Annotated in this window: 10 protein-coding genes and 1 pseudogene; 6 read left to right on the plus strand and 5 right to left on the minus strand. The window is 69.3% G+C overall.

Annotated features, from left to right (window positions below; translation table 11 throughout):
• Positions 1-622: 622 nt before the first annotated feature.
• The 3 genes and pseudogenes from WB794_RS11865 (at position 623) to WB794_RS11875 (ending at position 2241) form a co-directional block, all read left to right on the plus strand.
• Positions 623-907, plus strand: a complete 285-nt coding sequence (locus WB794_RS11865) for a hypothetical protein (RefSeq protein WP_337336072.1) — start codon at positions 623-625, stop codon at positions 905-907.
• 137 nt (positions 908-1044) lie between these two features.
• Positions 1045-1221 (plus strand): annotated as a pseudogene (locus WB794_RS11870) (IS3 family transposase); the annotation flags it as partial.
• Positions 1222-1467: 246 nt separating this feature from the next.
• Positions 1468-2241, plus strand: coding sequence for a sulfite exporter TauE/SafE family protein (locus WB794_RS11875; protein WP_337336073.1), 774 nt, complete (start codon positions 1468-1470; stop codon positions 2239-2241).
• A 140-nt stretch (positions 2242-2381) separates the two neighbouring features.
• Here the strand turns inward: WB794_RS11875 and WB794_RS11880 are convergent, their stop codons facing one another.
• Positions 2382-4472 carry a S9 family peptidase gene (locus tag WB794_RS11880; protein ID WP_415926689.1) on the minus strand — a complete coding sequence of 697 codons (2091 nt, stop codon included), beginning with the start codon at positions 4470-4472 and terminating at the stop codon, positions 2382-2384.
• A gap of 212 nt (positions 4473-4684) precedes the next feature.
• Between WB794_RS11880 and WB794_RS11885 the strand changes: the two genes are divergently transcribed.
• Entirely contained in the window at positions 4685-7072 is a 2388-nt protein-coding gene (locus WB794_RS11885) for a TonB-dependent receptor plug domain-containing protein (protein WP_337336075.1), read from the plus strand.
• Positions 7073-7185: 113 nt separating this feature from the next.
• On the opposite strand, the gene WB794_RS11890 is transcribed toward WB794_RS11885, so the two are convergent.
• Positions 7186-9324 carry a M36 family metallopeptidase gene (locus WB794_RS11890; protein WP_337336076.1) on the minus strand — a complete coding sequence of 713 codons (2139 nt, stop codon included), beginning with the start codon at positions 9322-9324 and terminating at the stop codon, positions 7186-7188.
• A gap of 24 nt (positions 9325-9348) precedes the next feature.
• Positions 9349-9834: a hypothetical protein gene (locus WB794_RS11895; RefSeq protein WP_337336077.1), complete on the minus strand. Its 486-nt coding sequence runs from the start codon at positions 9832-9834 to the stop codon at positions 9349-9351.
• Between the two features lie 330 nt (positions 9835-10164).
• Here WB794_RS11895 and WB794_RS11900 point away from each other — a divergent pair, with 330 nt between their 5' ends.
• Together WB794_RS11900 and WB794_RS11905 are read left to right on the plus strand one after the other, a co-directional pair.
• Positions 10165-12975 (plus strand): DUF2339 domain-containing protein, encoded by a 2811-nt coding sequence (locus tag WB794_RS11900; protein WP_337336078.1) that lies wholly within the window; start codon positions 10165-10167, stop codon positions 12973-12975.
• Positions 12972-14375 carry a DUF3999 family protein gene (locus WB794_RS11905; protein ID WP_337336079.1) on the plus strand — a complete coding sequence of 468 codons (1404 nt, stop codon included), beginning with the start codon at positions 12972-12974 and terminating at the stop codon, positions 14373-14375. Before WB794_RS11900 ends, WB794_RS11905 begins: the two co-directional genes overlap by 4 nt.
• Before the next feature lie 29 nt (positions 14376-14404).
• On the opposite strand, the gene folE is transcribed toward WB794_RS11905, so the two are convergent.
• Positions 14405-15001 carry a GTP cyclohydrolase I FolE gene (folE, locus tag WB794_RS11910; protein WP_337336080.1) on the minus strand — a complete coding sequence of 199 codons (597 nt, stop codon included), beginning with the start codon at positions 14999-15001 and terminating at the stop codon, positions 14405-14407.
• A gap of 32 nt (positions 15002-15033) precedes the next feature.
• Positions 15034-15870 (minus strand): MlaA family lipoprotein, encoded by an 837-nt coding sequence (locus WB794_RS11915; RefSeq protein WP_337336081.1) that lies wholly within the window; start codon positions 15868-15870, stop codon positions 15034-15036.
• Positions 15871-15874: the final 4 nt, after the last annotated feature.

Below are 15874 nucleotides of genomic sequence, written 5' to 3' on the forward strand. Positions count from 1 at the left end.
TGATGGTCAACAACATCAGTCTGGCTCATCGAAGCCGTGTGGGACGCGGGGGGAGTCCATTCGATCATTCAAGCCGACGCCGCTTCGCGGCGCGGCTTACTTCAAGCGTTAGGCCGCAAGGGGAAGCGCGTGGCAGGCCCAAAGAACAAACTCTTGATCGTTGGCGGCGCATTGAGTGGTCTTGCGGCCCTCCTGCACCTCGCATGCTTGTTGGTCGGCGCGCCGCTCTTCCGGCTCTTGGGTGCGGGGGAGCAAATAGCCCAGATGCATACCGCGGGTCATTGGTACCCCACAGTAGTTACGCTCGCGATCGCCGCAGTTCTGGCAGTTTGGGCAGCCTACGCCCTGTCCGCTGCGGGCGTGCTTCGCAAGCTTCCGCTGCGCCGGACGGTTCTCTCTGCCGTTACGGCCATTTACATCGTGCGCGGTGTGGCGTTCGTTCCAGTCATGGCGTACTTTCCAGGCAACAGCGTCACGTTCTGGGTCGTGAGCTCCTCGATCTGTCTCGCTATTGGTCTTGCGCACCTTGCTGGGCTTCGCCAGTCCTGGGGCAGGTTGTGAGGGTTTGCGGCCTAACAATGCGTGTATGGACTCCCTCGTCAACCCCTGACGGCCGGGTTTCATGAAGCGACCGCTTCACGGCGTTGAAACCCTGTTTTTCCTGCTGACATTTCTGCTTCAACTTCGGCAAGGCGGGAGCGGTTGGATTCGTGCATTCGGCTTTGTGCTGGGCTTTGCCCGAGCGGCGAATTCAACCCTCATTCGCAACACCGTTGATGGAATCCTCGAACACATCGAGGGGTGTTTTGAATCCGTGCTTCTTGCGTGGACGAGTGTGGAGGTGAGCCTCGATCCAGCTCAATTCATCCCCGCTGAGGGTGCTGAAGTCCCAATGCTCCCAACTTAAGCCCCCCGATATGCCCGATGCGCAGGCGGTTTGATGCGAGCGGGTCAGGTCGCCTGAGCCTCCTCACAACCGTGAGTGTTGCGAATCAGTATTGAATCCGCCGTGTTGCACTTCATGTCAGAGCCCGCCCGGCGATGGAAAGCTGGAACCACAGCCTCAAGGTCGAGGCGATCCACGGCGAGCGCTTCGCCATGCGCGAGCAGGCGCGTGCGCATGTGTTCGAGCACATCGAGGTTGACTACAATCGAAACCGCCTGCACTCGACACTGGGCTATCTCAGTCCCGAGCAGTTCGAGAAGGCAAACGCTGCTTAGGCGGGTGTCCGTGAAACGGGGGCAGGATCCGTTGGCACCGGGCAGGAGCAGGGCGAACGCCCAGTGATCGGCCTGCAACGGCGCATTGGCGCGGGGGCTGACCCTGATCCGGCTGGCATCGGCCGCGACCACGCGAAGCCCTGCCAGCGATGGCGTGGATGAGTGGTGCGGCCAGGTGCAGCAGATGCGCATTGACCTGATCGAACAGGCGCGCGGAGACCCGGAGGACAGCGCGGTGATTGCCTCATGAGTTACCTGATCATCTGTACCGTGGCATTGCTGGCATCGGCCCTGACGTTCTTCTCCGGCTTCGGTCTGGGCACGCTGCTGCTGCCGGCCTTCGCTCTGTTCTTTCCCATCGAGCAGGCCGTGGCGCTCACCGCGATCGTCCATTTCCTCAACAGTCTGTTCAAGCTTGCGCTGACCGGGCGGCACGCCGACCGGCGCGTGGTCGTCCGCTTCGGCCTGCCGGCCATCGTCATGTCGTTCCTTGGTGCCTGGGCCCTGATCTGGCTCGCCGGCATCACGCCGATGTTCTCCTACTCGGCGTTCGGGCGGGTGGTGTCGGTTACGCCGGTCAAGCTGGTGGTGGGATTGCTCCTGCTGCTCTTCGCCCTGCTGGAGTTCCTCCCGCGCTTTCGCAGCCTGTCGTTTGGGGCGCAGTACATGCCCCTGGGCGGCGCGCTCAGCGGGTTTTTTGGCGGTCTCTCCGGGATGCAGGGGGCGCTGCGCTCGGCCTTCCTGTCGCGGGCGGGGCTGACCAAGGAGGCGTTCATTGCCACGGGCGTGGTCATCGCCTGCCTGATCGATTTTTCCCGCCTCGCCATCTATTCCACCGCGCTCGCCCGCGAGAGCGCAGGCTTCGATTACGGCTTGCTGGCGGCGGCGGTAGTGGCGGCATTCGCCGGGGCGGCACTGGGCAACAGCTACCTCAGGAAGATGACCATGCCGGGCATTCAACGCCTGGTCGCGGTCATGCTGGTCGTGGTTGCGCTGGGCCTTGTTTCAGGGCTGCTGTAGTCGGGCACCTCGCGGGGGCGCCCGGACGATTCACGTGAGGGATCCCCGGCAAATCCGGGGTGCCATGGACGCGCCCGTAACCGGGCGGTACGCGGCTCCGCGTGAACCGCCCGGCGTTTCCGGCGTCGCGAACCGGCGCGCTATTGCCTGACTTCGCCGGCGTGGGTGGACAGGGCCTGCTCCAGGCCGGGCACCTGCGCCGCGCCGGCGGGAACCTGGATGCTGGAGCCGGCGAAGTCTTCGCCGATCGGCTGCACGCGCCCGCCGAGGCACTGCCCGAGGAAGCCTTCCGCGACGGCGTTGAATGCCTTGCCGTTCTCGGGGCGCTGGAAGCCGTGGCCTTCATCCGGGAAGAGCACATAGGTCACCGGAATGTTGCGCGCGGTCATGGCGTTGACGATCTGGTCGCTCTCGTCCTGCTTGACGCGCGGATCGTTGGCGCCCTGCCCGATCAGGAGCGGCTTGCGGATCTGATCGACCCGGGTCAGCGGCGAGCGCTCGGTGAGCCAGGCGCGCCCGGCCTCGGTGCGCGGATCGCCCATGCGTCGCGCCAGCTGCTCGAAGAAGCTGGCCCAGTAGGCGGGCACCGTGGCGAGCAGGGTATTGAGGTTGGAAGGGCCGACGATGTCCACGCCGCAGGCGAACGTCTCCGGCGTGAAGGTGAGGCCGACGAGGGTGGCGTAGCCGCCGTAGCTGCCGCCCATGATCGCGACCTGATCGCGGCGCGTGACGCCCTTCGCGATGGCCCACTCGACCGCATCGAGCAGGTCGTCATGCATCTTCGCCGCCCACTCGCCGTCGCCGGCGTTGGTGAAGGCCTTCCCGAAGCCGGTCGAACCGCGGTAGTTCACGCGCAGCACGGCGTAGCCGCGGTTGGCGAGCCACTGGTCGACGCCGCTGTAGCCGTAGAAATCCCGCGCCCAGGGGCCGCCGTGCACCAGCAGCACCATCGGCACTGCCGCATCGGGTTTGCCGTCTGCATCCGGATCGGCGGCGAGAGGCAGCGAGAGGTAGCTGACCAGGGTCAGACCATCGCGCGAGGGAATTTCCTGCGGCCACATCGGCACCAGCGGCGCGCCCTCCAGCGCCGGGCGCGCGGAAAACAGGCGGGTCAGCGTACCGGCACCGGCCCGCTCGTAGCGGTAGTACTGCGCCGGCGACTCGGCCGCGGAATAGGCCAGGATCCAGGTGCGGTCATCCAGGGTACGGCCGTTGACCGAGACTTCGCCCGGCCCGAGCGCCGCCAGGCGCTCCAGATCGGCGCGAACCGCCTCGTCCAGCGCGGTCCACTCGTCGCGCAGGTAGTTGACCGACACCGCCTGCACCCGGCGCGTCACCGGATCGGCGAGCCAGTCGCTCACGTCCGCGCGCGGATCCTGATGCAGCAGGGTGCGCGCGCCGCTCGCGACGTCGAGCGCGAACAGTGCGGAGGTGTCGCGTTCGCGGGAATCGCGCAGGTAGAGCGTCGCGCCATCGTCGCTCAGGCCGGCCGGACCAGTGGTCATCGAATCCTCGAATCCGATCGTGTCGAACGTCTCCCAGGCATCGCCCTTGCGCCGCAGCACGTCGCTGCCGCCGTCCGTGCGGCTGCGCATGGCAAAGCGCGGCTGCAGCTCGCCGTCGGCGAAGTACTGGCCGATCTGCTGCTCGTTCTTCTCCACCAGGGTGCGCGTACCGTCGCGCAGGTCGACGCGATAGAGGTCATGCCACTGCGGATCGCGGTCGTTCATGCCGACCAGCACGAGATCCGGATGGCGGTGGCTGAGCCCGACCACGCTCGCCGTGGTGGCGGCGAACGGCGTCAGGTCGCGGTTCTCGCCGCTGTCCAGATCCACCGAGAACAGGTGGAAGTCCTCGTCGCCGCCGCTGTCGCGCACGTACAGGAGGGTGCCGGGCCGGTAGGACCAGAAATGATTGCGGATGCCGCGCGCGGTGTCGGCGGTGACGGCGCGCGCGGCGTCCGGATCGCCGATCGGCGCGACCCAGACGTTCATCACGCCCTCGCGCGGCGCGACCCAGCTCAGGTAGGCGCCGTCCGGGCTGATCTGGACGCTGGCGCGCTCCGGGTTTCCGAACAGCACGTCGCGCGAAATCAGCTCGACCGCGGGCGGCGCGGCGGGCGCGGAAGACGACGCGGCGGGATCAGGGGCCTCGGCTTCCCGGCCGCAGCCGGGAAGCAGCATCGAAGCGGCGAGTAACAGGCAGGGGAGAAGAGCGGCTGGCTGGCGCATGAGGCTCGACCTCGGGAACTGGCGGACTACGTTACACCTACCCGCGCGCCCGTGGCGTCCCCGCGAGCCCAGACCGGCACCCCCGGTTCTGACGATACGTCCACGGGGCGTTTGACACGGCCTCGGGTTCGCGCTACTTGGTAGATCGTGCAGCGCACAAAACGACGCCGCGAACCGCCTCCGCAATCCCCCACAAGAAAAGGACATCCGCAATGCCACTCAAGCATACTTCCCTGTCGCTGGCCGTCGTGCTGGCGCTGGCGGTGCCCGCCCAGGCGCAGGAGGCCTCGCGCACCGACGGGGCCAAGGCGCTCGATACCGTCATCGTCACCGGCACGCGCGTCACCGACCGCACCGTGGCGCAATCGCAGTCGCCGATCGACATCATCACGCCCGAACTGCTGCAGGCCACCGGCACCACCGAGCTGGCCACGGCGCTGGCGCGCGCGCTGCCCTCGCTCAACTTCCCGCGTCCGGCGATTGCCGACGGCACCAGCGGCGTGCGTCCGGCGCAGCTGCGCGGCCTGGCACCCGACCAGGTGCTGATCCTGGTCAACGGCAAGCGCCGCCACGTCTCGGCGCTGGTGAACGTCAACGGCACCATCGGGCGCGGCTCCTCCGCGGTGGACCTCAATGCCATCCCGGTCAGCGCCATCGAGCGGGTCGAGGTCCTGCGCGACGGCGCTTCGGCGCAGTACGGCTCCGACGCCATCGCCGGCGTGGTCAACCTGGTGCTCAAGGGTGCGGGATCGGGCGGCAGCATCGCCGCGCGCTACGGCGAGTACTCGGAAGGCGACGGCCAGCAGTGGCAGCTTGCCGCCGACGGCGGAGTGGGCTTCGGCGAGGGTGCCGGCCGCATCCACCTCACCGCCGAAACCGGCCACCAGGACATCACCAACCGCTCCGGTGCCTACACCGGCACCGCGCCACACACCGGCAACTTTCCGGGCGTGGGCGAGGCCACGTTCAAGATCGGCGATCCAGAGGTGGACGCGACCGCGGTGGCGGCCAACGCCAGCCTGCAGGTGGCCGACGACACGCGCTTCTACGCCACCCTGATGGGCAGCAACCGCGACATCGACTCGTTCGCCTTCTACCGTTCGAAGAACCACAGCGGCCAGGGCGCGCTGCTGGCGCAGGTGTATCCGAACGGCTATGTGCCCGAGATCAACCAGAAGTCGCGCGACCGCAGCTTCGTGCTCGGTGCCACGGGCGGCTCGGACGGCGGCTGGAACTGGGACGTGAGCTATGACTACGGCCGCAACACCCTCGACTTCCGCACCCAGAACACCATCAACTACGCGCTGGGTGCCAACAGCCCGCGCAGCTTCCACGACGGCACCCTGACCTACACCCAGCAGGTGATCAACGCGGACTTCTCCCGCCCCGTGGGCATCGGGCTGGACTACCCGGCCACGTTCTCGGCCGGCACCGAATACCGCAAGGAGACCTGGGAACAGGCCGCCGGCGAACCGGATTCCTACTTCGGTTCGGGCGCGCAGGGCTTTGGCGGCTTCACCCCGCGCAATGCCGGCCGCCACGAACGCCACAACCTCGCCGCCTACGCCGGCCTGGAGGCGGACTTCGGCGACAGGTTCTCCGGCGGCGTGACCGGGCGCTACGAAAACTACTCCGACTTCGGCAGCGAATTTTCGGGCAAGCTGTCGAGCCGCTATGCCTTCACCGACGCGGCGGCGCTGCGCGCCACCGTGGCCAGCGGCTTCCGCGCGCCCTCGCTGGCGCAGCAGAACTACCAGGCGGTCACCACCAACATCACCAACGGTGTGGCCTACGAGGCCGGCACCTTCCCGGCGGCCGGGCCGGTGGCGCGCGCGCTTGGTGCCGAGCCGCTGCAGGCGGAAACCTCGCTCTCCTACAGCCTGGGCCTGGTGCTGCAGCCGACCGACGCGCTGTACTTCACCGTCGACGCCTACGAGATCGACATCGACGACCGCATCGTGCTGTCGTCCAATCTCCTGCTCGGAAGCAACCAGGCCGCGCAGGATCTCCTGGCCGGGCTGGGCATCAGCGGCGTCACCAGCGCGCGCTACTTCAACAATGCCATCGACACCCGTACCCGCGGCGTGGACGTGGTGGGCACCTGGTCGATCGCGCTGGATTCCAGCAACCTCGACCTGACCGCCAGCTACAACCGCAACAAGACCACGGTGACGCGCATCGCGCCCAATCCGTCCCAGCTCGATGCGCTGGGCGCCAACCTCGAACGCATGGGGCGCGACGAGCGCGGCCGCATCGAAGAGGGCTTCCCGCGCGACAAGTTCGCCCTGGGCGCGAACTGGACGCTGGACCAGTGGACCTTCAACCTCGGCTCGACCCGCTACGGCGAGTTCACCACGCGCCACGCCAGCGTTCCGGCGCAGGACCAGCGCTTTGGTGCCACGTGGGTGGTCGACCTTTCCGCCAGCTTCCGGCCGAACGCGAACTGGTCCTTCACCCTGGGCGCGGACAACGTCACCGACGCCTATCCGGACAAGGTGATCGCAGCCAACTCCACCTTCGGCCTGATCCCCTACAGCCTGCAGTCGCCGTTCGGCTTCAACGGCCGCTACTACTACGCACGCGCCGGCTACAGCTGGTAGCCACCGCCCGAATTCGTTCAGAAACGAGAACGCCCCGGCCATGCCGGGGCGTTCTGCGTTGCGCCTGCTGCGCTCGCCGCCGGGCGCAGGCGGACCTGCGCCCGGCGGGAAGGTCAGGGCGTGGCAGGCTCTTCGAAGCCGTCCGCGAAGATCGCGTCGGGCAGCGGCGGTACGCCGTCGAATACCACCGCGATGGTGCAGTTGCGCACGATCGGACGGGTGGTGAAGGTGCTGCCGGTGAGCGTGCCTTCGCAGCCTTCGGCCGAAGCGATCGTGCCGCCGGCGTCCGGCATGAGGGTGAAGCCCAGCACGTCCTCGTAGGCCGCCGTGACGGGCGAAGCCGACGGGCCCACCGTGCCCGGGCCGGTCACGTTCACCTGCACCTGGAAGCTCTGGCATTCGGCCGGAACGGTGAAGTCCTGGGTCTGGTCGGTGCGGCTGTTGACGCTGCCGCTGCTGGCAGCATTGCCCAGGCCGCGACGCGCGAAGGCGTGCCAGATGATGCACTTGTTGCTCAGGTACTGCGGATCCGCTGCAGCCAAGGCCGTGTCGGCGCCGAGGATGCCGTTGCGCCCCGCCACGAAGGTCGGTCGGCAACCCTGCAGCTTGAGGCCGTCGGTCACCAGCTGTAGCGCCAGGCCGTTGCCGCCAGCGCGGCTGTGGATGTCCTGCTCATAGCCGTAGCGGTCCACCAGCTTGCAGCTCATGTCCCAGAGCATGGTGGCCCAGACCGAACCCACGCCGTGCGGTACCGACTGCGCGGTATCGGCCACGTCTGCAAAGGTGAACGGATTGACGTTCATGTCCGGGCTGTACGGAAAGCGCCGGATGCCGCGTCCGTCGCCGGGCTCGAAGCTCGAGTAGGTGCCTATGCCGCGCGGCAGGTCGCAGACCGCGTCGGTCATGGTGAACATCAGGCCGTAGAAGTCGCTCCAGCCCTCGCCGGCCTGCTCGTCACCGGACAGGCAGCCGGTCTGGGTGCCGCCGGTCAGGCGGTTCGACACCCCGTGGCCGTACTCGTGCACGATGATGCCGGCATCGAAGTCGCTGTCGCGATCCGGGTAGAGCTTGGGACTCATCGTGACCATGACCGGCGCGCCCGCGGCGGCGGCCAGCAGGGCATCACCGTCCTGGTTGCCGAGCATACCGACCACCGGGATGGTGACGCTGGCACCGCTGGTACCGGCGGCCATGCCTGCGCCGGTGTTGGTGCCGTCGTTGTTGAAGATGATGACGCCGGCGGCACCGTTCTGCTGCGCAACGAGCGCCTTGAGGCCGAACTCGCAGGAGCCGCGCTTCACCAGGGCGATCTTGCCGCTGACCGCAGCGGCATTGGCATAGGGGCCTTCACAGCCCTGGATGCCGGTGGTCGGCCCCTGCACCGGCACCACCTCGCCGCTGAGCGAGGTGAAGGTGCCGCCCCAGTCGTCCGGTACCGGCGACTGGTAGGTGGCGGCGTAGGGCGCGGTGACCTCGACGCCGCCGGGCGATGTCCAGCGGAACATCTGCATCCGTCCCGGACTGCCGTCGCCGGGCGACGAGAAATTGGCGTTGTTGGTTCCCGAGCCGTCGAGCGCGTCGGCGCGCACCGCGTCGTTGCCCGCTCCGCCGCGACCGAAGTTGTTCTGCTGGAAGTTGCCGGACGGCTCATCGAAGCCGTACTGCCACAGCACGTCGTGGATGATGTTGTTCCAGTAAAAGAGATTCACCACCGAGGCCACGCGGTTGGTGGTGGTGGCCGGCTCCTCGCTTTCGACCCAGGGGAAATCGAAGCTCAGCGTCTGGCTGCCCGCGTTCCACACGCCGAGCGGACGGTTGGCATCAACGTCGGTATTGCTGCCACCGAGATCCCACTGCGCGCGCACGTTGTTGCCGCGGGTGTGCAGCGCCTCGGGCGCACCGGCCGGCGGGTTGGTGCGCGTGTCCTGCCAGCCCGAAGGCGAGGCGTTGGCTTCGGGCGGATTGGACACGAGGTCGTGCGAGGCACCGGGGTGACCGGGGCTTTCCACGCCCAGGCCGAAGACGCGGTACTCGGCGTTGTAGGCCGCCGCGGCCGGTGCCGCCGCGCCGTCGGCGATGTCATCGACCCAGTTGTCCTGCGCCAGCAATGCGCCGGTCAGCGCGTCGAAGCGCATGTCCAGATGCTCCTGCCGGGTCTGGTAATGGTCGATCACCACGCGCCAGGCCAGGCGCAGCTCGGTGCCGACGGGTTCGTACACCAGCTCCATGTCGATCGGGGATTCCGACAGCATGCCGCCGGGATAGCGGGCGTGCTGCTAGCGGCCGGTCGGCGCGCGCTCGGGCAGCGGCAGGTTGAAGCGATCGATGCCGAAATGCGCGGCCACCCGGGTGAGCATCTGCGCGGCCGTCAGCGCCGGCTCGCGCGCGGAGGTGCGCGCCTGCACGTTCACCTCGAAGGCGCTGCTCGCGCTCAGCACCCGTCCGTCGGGCAGCACGTTCACCTGTGCGATGGCCTTGTACACCGGGAGGCCATCGACGTACTGCTGGAAGAACTGGTGCGACACGCCGTTGTGGCGGGTGACGTAGCTGCTCTCCTGGTGCCGGTACTCCAGGTCGGAGTCCGCCAGGCCGCGCGCCGCAGCCGACTGGCGCAAATAGTCTTCGGCGATGGTTTCGGGCGCGGCGTCGCGCGCCGGGGTCAGCATCAGCTCGGGGGCCTGCGCGAAGGCGCTGCCGCAGGCAAACGCGACGGCCAGCCCGATGGCCAGCCGTGTCACTGGAAAGGGAAGAGGCATTGGCATGGAGTTCCGTGGAAGGATGAGGTCGGTGCCGAAACAACCGGATTGAGCACGTTCGCACCATCGGCGGCGGCGCGGCACGGGAGCAAGCTGCGCCCGACCCCTCGGCCGATCCGACGCCCTGGCAACAGGTCGCCCGACGTCGGGAATCCCGATGTCCTGCCGAATCCGTGTGCCCCACCCCTGAGTGCGCACCGGATTGTGTCAGCGAGCGGAAGGGCGCGCAAATGCCTCACGTCATGCAACGCCGCTGCGGCCACCCGCGCTTGCGCCATACTCGTGCCCCCGGGCGCAGGCGTCGCCCGTCTTGCGCGGTGTGCGATGCAGTGGATCATGGCGCTCGTCGGGTCGATTCTGGGCCTGGTGGCGGGCGACGGAAGCGCGGCGCTCCTCGGGTTCCTCGCAGGCGCGCTGCTGGGCTGGCAGTGGGGCCGCATTCGCGCGCTGGGCCGACGGCTGGACGCGGTGGAGGCGCGTCTGCGCGCGCTGCGTTCAAGCCAGGTGGCGCGTCAGGGCGCGCAACCGGTCGCGGAAGCGGCAGCGCCCGGTGCCGCGTCGCCCAAGGCTCCGGTCGCGACATCCGACGCCGGCATTCCGCCCGCGCACGAGGCGGGGAGCGGATCGCCGGCACGGCACGCCGAGGTGAATCCAGCCGCGCGCGAAGCCGGCTGCGTGGATTCGACCGGGATGGAAAGTGCGCCCGAACTGCTCGAATCGGTTGTCGCCCCGACGTCGCCTGCCCGCACCGAGCCGATCCGCGCGATGCCGCCGGCGGCCGTTTCCAACGCCCGCGTCCAGACCGGGGTCCCGGCCGGACCCTCTCCGCTGGAGCACGGGTTGCAGCGGGTGCGCGCATGGTTCTTCAGCGGCAACGTGCCGGTGAAGATCGGCATGCTGGTGCTGCTGTTCGGCGTGGCGGCGGCGCTCAAGTATTCAATCGACGCGGGCTGGGTCAGCCTGCCGCTGCCGCTGCGCCTGGCGCTGATCGCCGCCGGCGGCGTGGCGGCGGTGCTGTGGGGCTGGCGCAACCGCATCGAGCGGCCGGCGTTCGGCCTGAGCCTGCAGGGCGGCGGCATCGGCATCCTGCTGCTGACGACTTTCGCGGCGTACCGGCTTTACGCGCTGCTGCCTGCCGGCGTCGCCTTCTCCCTGGTGCTGGTGCTGGTGGCCGGCGCAGCGATGCTGGCGGTGCTGCAGAACGCGGTTGCGCTGGCGGTGCCGGGATTCCTCGGCGGTTACCTGGCACCGGTGCTGCTGTCGACCGGCAGCGGCAGCCACGTCGTGCTGTTTTCCTACTACGCGCTGCTCAACCTGGCGGTCTTCGCCATCGCCTGGGTGCGGCACTGGCGCGCGCTCAACCTCATCGGCTTCGCCTTCACCTTCCTGATCGGGCTGGGCTGGGGCATGCGCTACTACCGCCCCGAGCACTTCACCACGGTCGAGCCGTTCCTGATCCTGTTCTTCGGCTTCTATGTCGCCATCGCCGCGCTGCACGCGCTGCGCGCGCCCGGACGCCTGCGCGGACTGGTCGATGGGCCGATCGTGTTCGGCACGCCGCTGCTCGCCTTCGGGCTGCAGGCCGGGATGCTCCACGACCAGCCGATGCGCCTGGCCTGGAGCGCGATGGCGGTGGCGGTGATTTACGCCGGGCTGGCCGGGTGGCTGCTGCGGCGGCGCGACATGGCCCTCATCGGGCAGTCGTTCGGAATCCTGGCGGCGGGATTCGCGACGCTTGCCATCCCGCTCGCGTTCTCCTCGCGCTGGACCGCGATCACCTGGGCGCTGGAAGGTGCCGCGCTGGTCTGGCTCGGCCTGCGCCAGCGGCGCGCGCTGCCGCAGGCGTCGGGCCTGGCCCTGCAGATATTGGCGGGCGCAGCCTGTTTCATCAGCCTGTTCGACGGCGGCTGGGACGCCGCTGCCGGTGAATGGCCCGTCCTCAACGGCCACGCGCTGGCGGTATCGCTGCTGGCCGCCTCGGCCTTTGCGACCAGCTGGCTGTACGAGCGCGCCGGGGCCGGCCGCCTGGCGGTGTGGCCGGGATTCCTCGTGGGCACGGCCTGGTGGCATCTGGCCGGTGCGCGCGAAATCGACCAGCACGCGCACGGCGGCGGGCTGCTTTCGACGGGCGCAGGCACGCCGCTGGCCTGGCTCGCCTTCGCCGCGCTCACCCTGCTGGCGATGGGCGGCCTGCGCCACCTGCTGCGCTGGCCGCGCCTGGGCTGGAACGTGCTGCTGGCGCTGGCCCTGAGTGCGGCGCTGGCGCTGATCGGCCAGCACGAGGCCGCGCTCGCACTGCACTGGCCGCAGGGCACGCTGTGGCTGGCCTGGGTCGCGGCAGCACTCGCCGGGCTGGCGCTGCTGCGCCGACCCGCGCAGCGCGGGCTGGGCGTCGGGCACCTCCTGTTTCTGGCAACACTCGCACTGGTCTACGGCGGGGCCTTGGCGCAGGTGGCGCGTGCCGCGGCGCTGGGCGAGGACTGGGTGTTCGCGCTCGGGCTGGCACCGCTGATCGCACTGGCGCTGCTGACCTGGCGCCTGCCGGCGCTGGGCGCATTCCCGCTGGCGCGGGAGTTTCCAGGATATGCACGCATCTGGTTCGCGCTGTCGGGCATCGTGCTTGCGCTGGCCTGGGCCCAGTCGCTGCTGCTGTCCGGCGACACCGCACCCCTGCCCTTCCTGCCGCTCGTCAACCCGAGCGAACTGCTGCAGGCGATCGGGCTGATCGTCGCGGCGCGCTGGGCCTGGCAGCGCGTGCCGGAACCGGCACCGGCGCTGGCGGCAGGCGCGGCCCTCCTCGTGCTGAGCCTGGCGGGGCTGCGCGCGGTGCACCACTTCGCCGGGCTGGCGTGGAATCCGATGATCCTCAACCACGGCGTGGCGCAAACGACGCTGACGGTACTGTGGAGCATTCTGGGCGTGGGAGCCTGGCTGCTGGGCTCGCGCCGCCAGCGCTGGAGCCTCTGGCTTGCCGGGGCGATCACCATGGGTCTGGTGCTGCTCAAGCTGGTGCTGGTGGATCGCCAGTACGTCGGCAACATCGCCGGCATCGTTTCCTTCATGGCGGTGGGCCTGCTGCTGGTGCTGGTCGGGCGCATCGCCCCGACGCCGCCACGCCATGAACCCCGTCAGGAGTCCCGCCCATGATCGCGCGCATCCTCCCCTTCGCGCTGCTGCTGATCGCCTCGCTGGCACCGGCCCAGGAATTGCGCAACCTGCCGCCCGCGCCGCAGGACTTCGCCTGGCAGTGGCCGCTCACCGTGGCACCGCAGGAAGACCTCGTGCAGGTCGAGCTGACCCCGGAAGTCTACGCCCGGCTCTGGCGCGACGACGTGGCTGATCTGGTGGTGTTCAACGGCCACGACGAGGCCGTGCCGACCGCCCCGCTCGATGCCGTGCTGGCCCGTGCCGACCTCGCGCGTGCGCCCACGGCACCCGTGGAGGTGCCGATGTTCCGCATCCCGGTGAGCGGCGCGCGTACCGCCAGCGAGCGCCTGCGGCTGGTCGTGGCCCGGCGCACCGACGGGCACCTGGAACGGCTGGACGCGAACCTGGACATGGGCGGGGATGTCGTCACCGAATCCGCCTCCGAGATCCTGCTCGATCTTTCCGCCATGCCCGGCCGAACCCGCGGCCTCACGGTCGAGTTCAGCCCCGGGACCGAAGGTCTGGTGGCGCGGGTGGATGTGCTGGGAAGCCGCGACCTGTCCGCCTGGACGCGGCTGGCCACCGCGCAGGCGCTGGTGGCGCTGAACGACAACGGCCTGCGCCTTGAACGACGCCGGATCGAGTTCTCCGACACGGCGCTGCCCTATGTGCGGCTGGTGCGCACCGATGCGCCGCAGCCGCTTCCCGTCGTCGCCGTCCAGGCGCTGCGCAGCCGCACGCCCGATCCGGTCGCCCGCGCCACCGCCAGCATCGAATTGACCGGGCACACCGAGGCGCGCCTGCCCGGATTCCTGTACCAGGCCAATGGCCCGCTGCCGGTGGAACGCATCCTCGTGACCCTGGCCGAACGCAACGCCGCCGCCAGCGTCATCATCGAGAGCCGGCCGCGCAGCGACCTGCCCTGGCGCGAACGCGCGCGCGGCGCGGTGTTTCACCTGTCGGGGCGCGGCGGCGCGGTCGAATCCAGTCCGTTCGACATCGAGCCGGTGCGCGATCGCCAGTGGCGCGTGCGCACCGATCCGGTACAGCTCAAGACGCCGACGCTGACCCTGTCCTGGCGGCCGGACCGCTTCGCCTTCCTGACCCAGGGCGAGGGCCCGTTCCGCCTCGCCGCCGGCAGCGCGCGCAGCGAGCGCGGCAGTTTTCCGCTCAACGCGGTGCTGCTGGAGGCGCGCAGCGCGCGCGGTGCTGACTGGATGCCGACACAGGCGCGGCTGGGGCGCGGCGCGGAGCTGGGCGGCGGCGCGGCGCTGGCACCGCGACCGGATGCCTCCGGCTCGCCCACGCCCTGGCAGTGGCTGCTCTGGGCCCTGCTGCTGCTGGGCGCGTTCAGCGTGGTGTCGATGGTGCTGAAGCTGCTGCGCCAGTCCGGGGCCTGAGCGCGGGCGAGGCTTTCGCGGGGCGGGCCTCAGCCGGGCTGCGAGCCGCGGATCAGCTGCATGAACTCGGCGCGGGTGCGGGCGTCCTCGCGGAAGTCGCCCAGCATCTGGCTGGTGACCATGCTGACCCCGCGCTTGTGCACGCCGCGCGTGGTCATGCACTCGTGCGAGGCCTCGATCACCACGCCCACGCCGCGCGGCTTGAGCACCTGCTGGATGCAGTGCGCGATCTGCGCGGTGAGCTTTTCCTGCACCTGGAAGCGGCGCGCATAGGCATCCACCACGCGCGCCAGCTTGCTGATGCCCACCACCTTGTCGCTGGGCAGGTAGCCGACGTGCGCGTGGCCGATGATCGGGGCCAAGTGGTGTTCGCAGTGGCTCTCGAAGTGGATGTTGCGCAGGACCACCATGGCGTCGTAGCCGGCCACTTCCTCGAAGGTGCGGTGCAGGTACTCGGCCGGATCGATCTCGTAACCGGAAAACCAGTCGCGGTAGGCGCGCGCCACGCGCGTGGGCGTGTCGAGCAGGCCCTCGCGCGCGGGATCGTCGCCGGCCCAGCGCAGCAGGGTGCGTATCGCGCTTTCGGCCTGCGCCTGCGTGACCGGCGTGTCGTCGTGTTGGCTCATGGATAACTCTCCCCTCGGTGCGGATGCGCGCGTCAGTTTCGCAGCGTATCGAAATCCGGAATCTCGAACTCGTAATCCGGCAGCAGGTAATCGGGCATCTCGCCGCTGCAGTCGATGATCTGGCAGCGGCGGCGCTGCAGGTAGGCGTCGCGGATCAAGAGGTAGCGATCGGCCGCGCCCTCCATCATGGCTTCGTACGGCAGCACCGAGGCGCGCGCGTCGACACCGTACAGGAGACTGACCTCGGCGCCTTCGCGCCCCGCCAGCCAGGTGATCGGGCTGACCGAGGCGTTGACGCCCTTGCCGATGCCGTCGCGCACCGTGCTCGGGCCAAACAGCGGCAGCACGAGATAGCGCGAATCCAGCCACCCCCACTTCGCCAGCGTCTGTCCGAAGCCGCGGTCGCGCAGCGGGATGCCGACGTCGGTCGCCGGATCCAGGACGCCGCCAAGGCCCAGGAACGCGTTCAGCGCGAACCGTCCCAGCGCGCTGCCTGCCTGCCCCGGATGCCCCTGCAGCAGCAGGTTGATGCCGGTGAGGGGCTGCTGCAGGTTGGTGAAGAAGTTGCTGATGCCGGTGCGCAGCGGGCGCGGCGTCACGGTGGCGTAGCCCTTGGCGACCGGCCGCAGCAGGATGCGGTCGAAGGTGTCGTTGAAGGCGAACATGCCGCGGTTGAAGCGCTCCCAGGGATCCTCGGGAGCCAGTCCGTAATGCGGCTTTTCTTCCGCGCCCGCCAGCGCGGCCGAATCGGCGTCGGCGGCCGCCGCATCCCGTCCGGCGTCCGGCGGCGGCGTGCGCGTGCCGTTCCCGGCACACGCGGCCAGCGCCATGAGCAGTGCAACCATCACCAGAGCACGCAGCCCGTTCACGGCC

This window comes from Denitratimonas tolerans (assembly GCF_037203605.1).
Classification (GTDB): Bacteria; Pseudomonadota; Gammaproteobacteria; order Xanthomonadales; family Xanthomonadaceae; genus Denitratimonas; species Denitratimonas tolerans.

Coding starts and splice junctions, on each gene's coding strand:
- WB794_RS11865 (WP_337336072.1), top strand. CDS start 623: ATGAAGCGACCGCTTCACGGCGTTGAAACCCTGTTTTTCCTGCTGACA.
- WB794_RS11900 (WP_337336078.1), top strand. CDS start 10,165: ATGGCGCTCGTCGGGTCGATTCTGGGCCTGGTGGCGGGCGACGGAAGC.
- WB794_RS11875 (WP_337336073.1), top strand. CDS start 1,468: ATGAGTTACCTGATCATCTGTACCGTGGCATTGCTGGCATCGGCCCTG.
- WB794_RS11905 (WP_337336079.1), top strand. CDS start 12,972: ATGATCGCGCGCATCCTCCCCTTCGCGCTGCTGCTGATCGCCTCGCTG.
- WB794_RS11885 (WP_337336075.1), top strand. CDS start 4,685: ATGCCACTCAAGCATACTTCCCTGTCGCTGGCCGTCGTGCTGGCGCTG.
- WB794_RS11880 (WP_415926689.1), bottom strand. CDS start 4,472: ATGCGCCAGCCAGCCGCTCTTCTCCCCTGCCTGTTACTCGCCGCTTCG.
- WB794_RS11890 (WP_337336076.1), bottom strand. CDS start 9,324: ATGCTGTCGGAATCCCCGATCGACATGGAGCTGGTGTACGAACCCGTC.
- folE (WP_337336080.1), bottom strand. CDS start 15,001: ATGAGCCAACACGACGACACGCCGGTCACGCAGGCGCAGGCCGAAAGC.
- WB794_RS11895 (WP_337336077.1), bottom strand. CDS start 9,834: ATGCCAATGCCTCTTCCCTTTCCAGTGACACGGCTGGCCATCGGGCTG.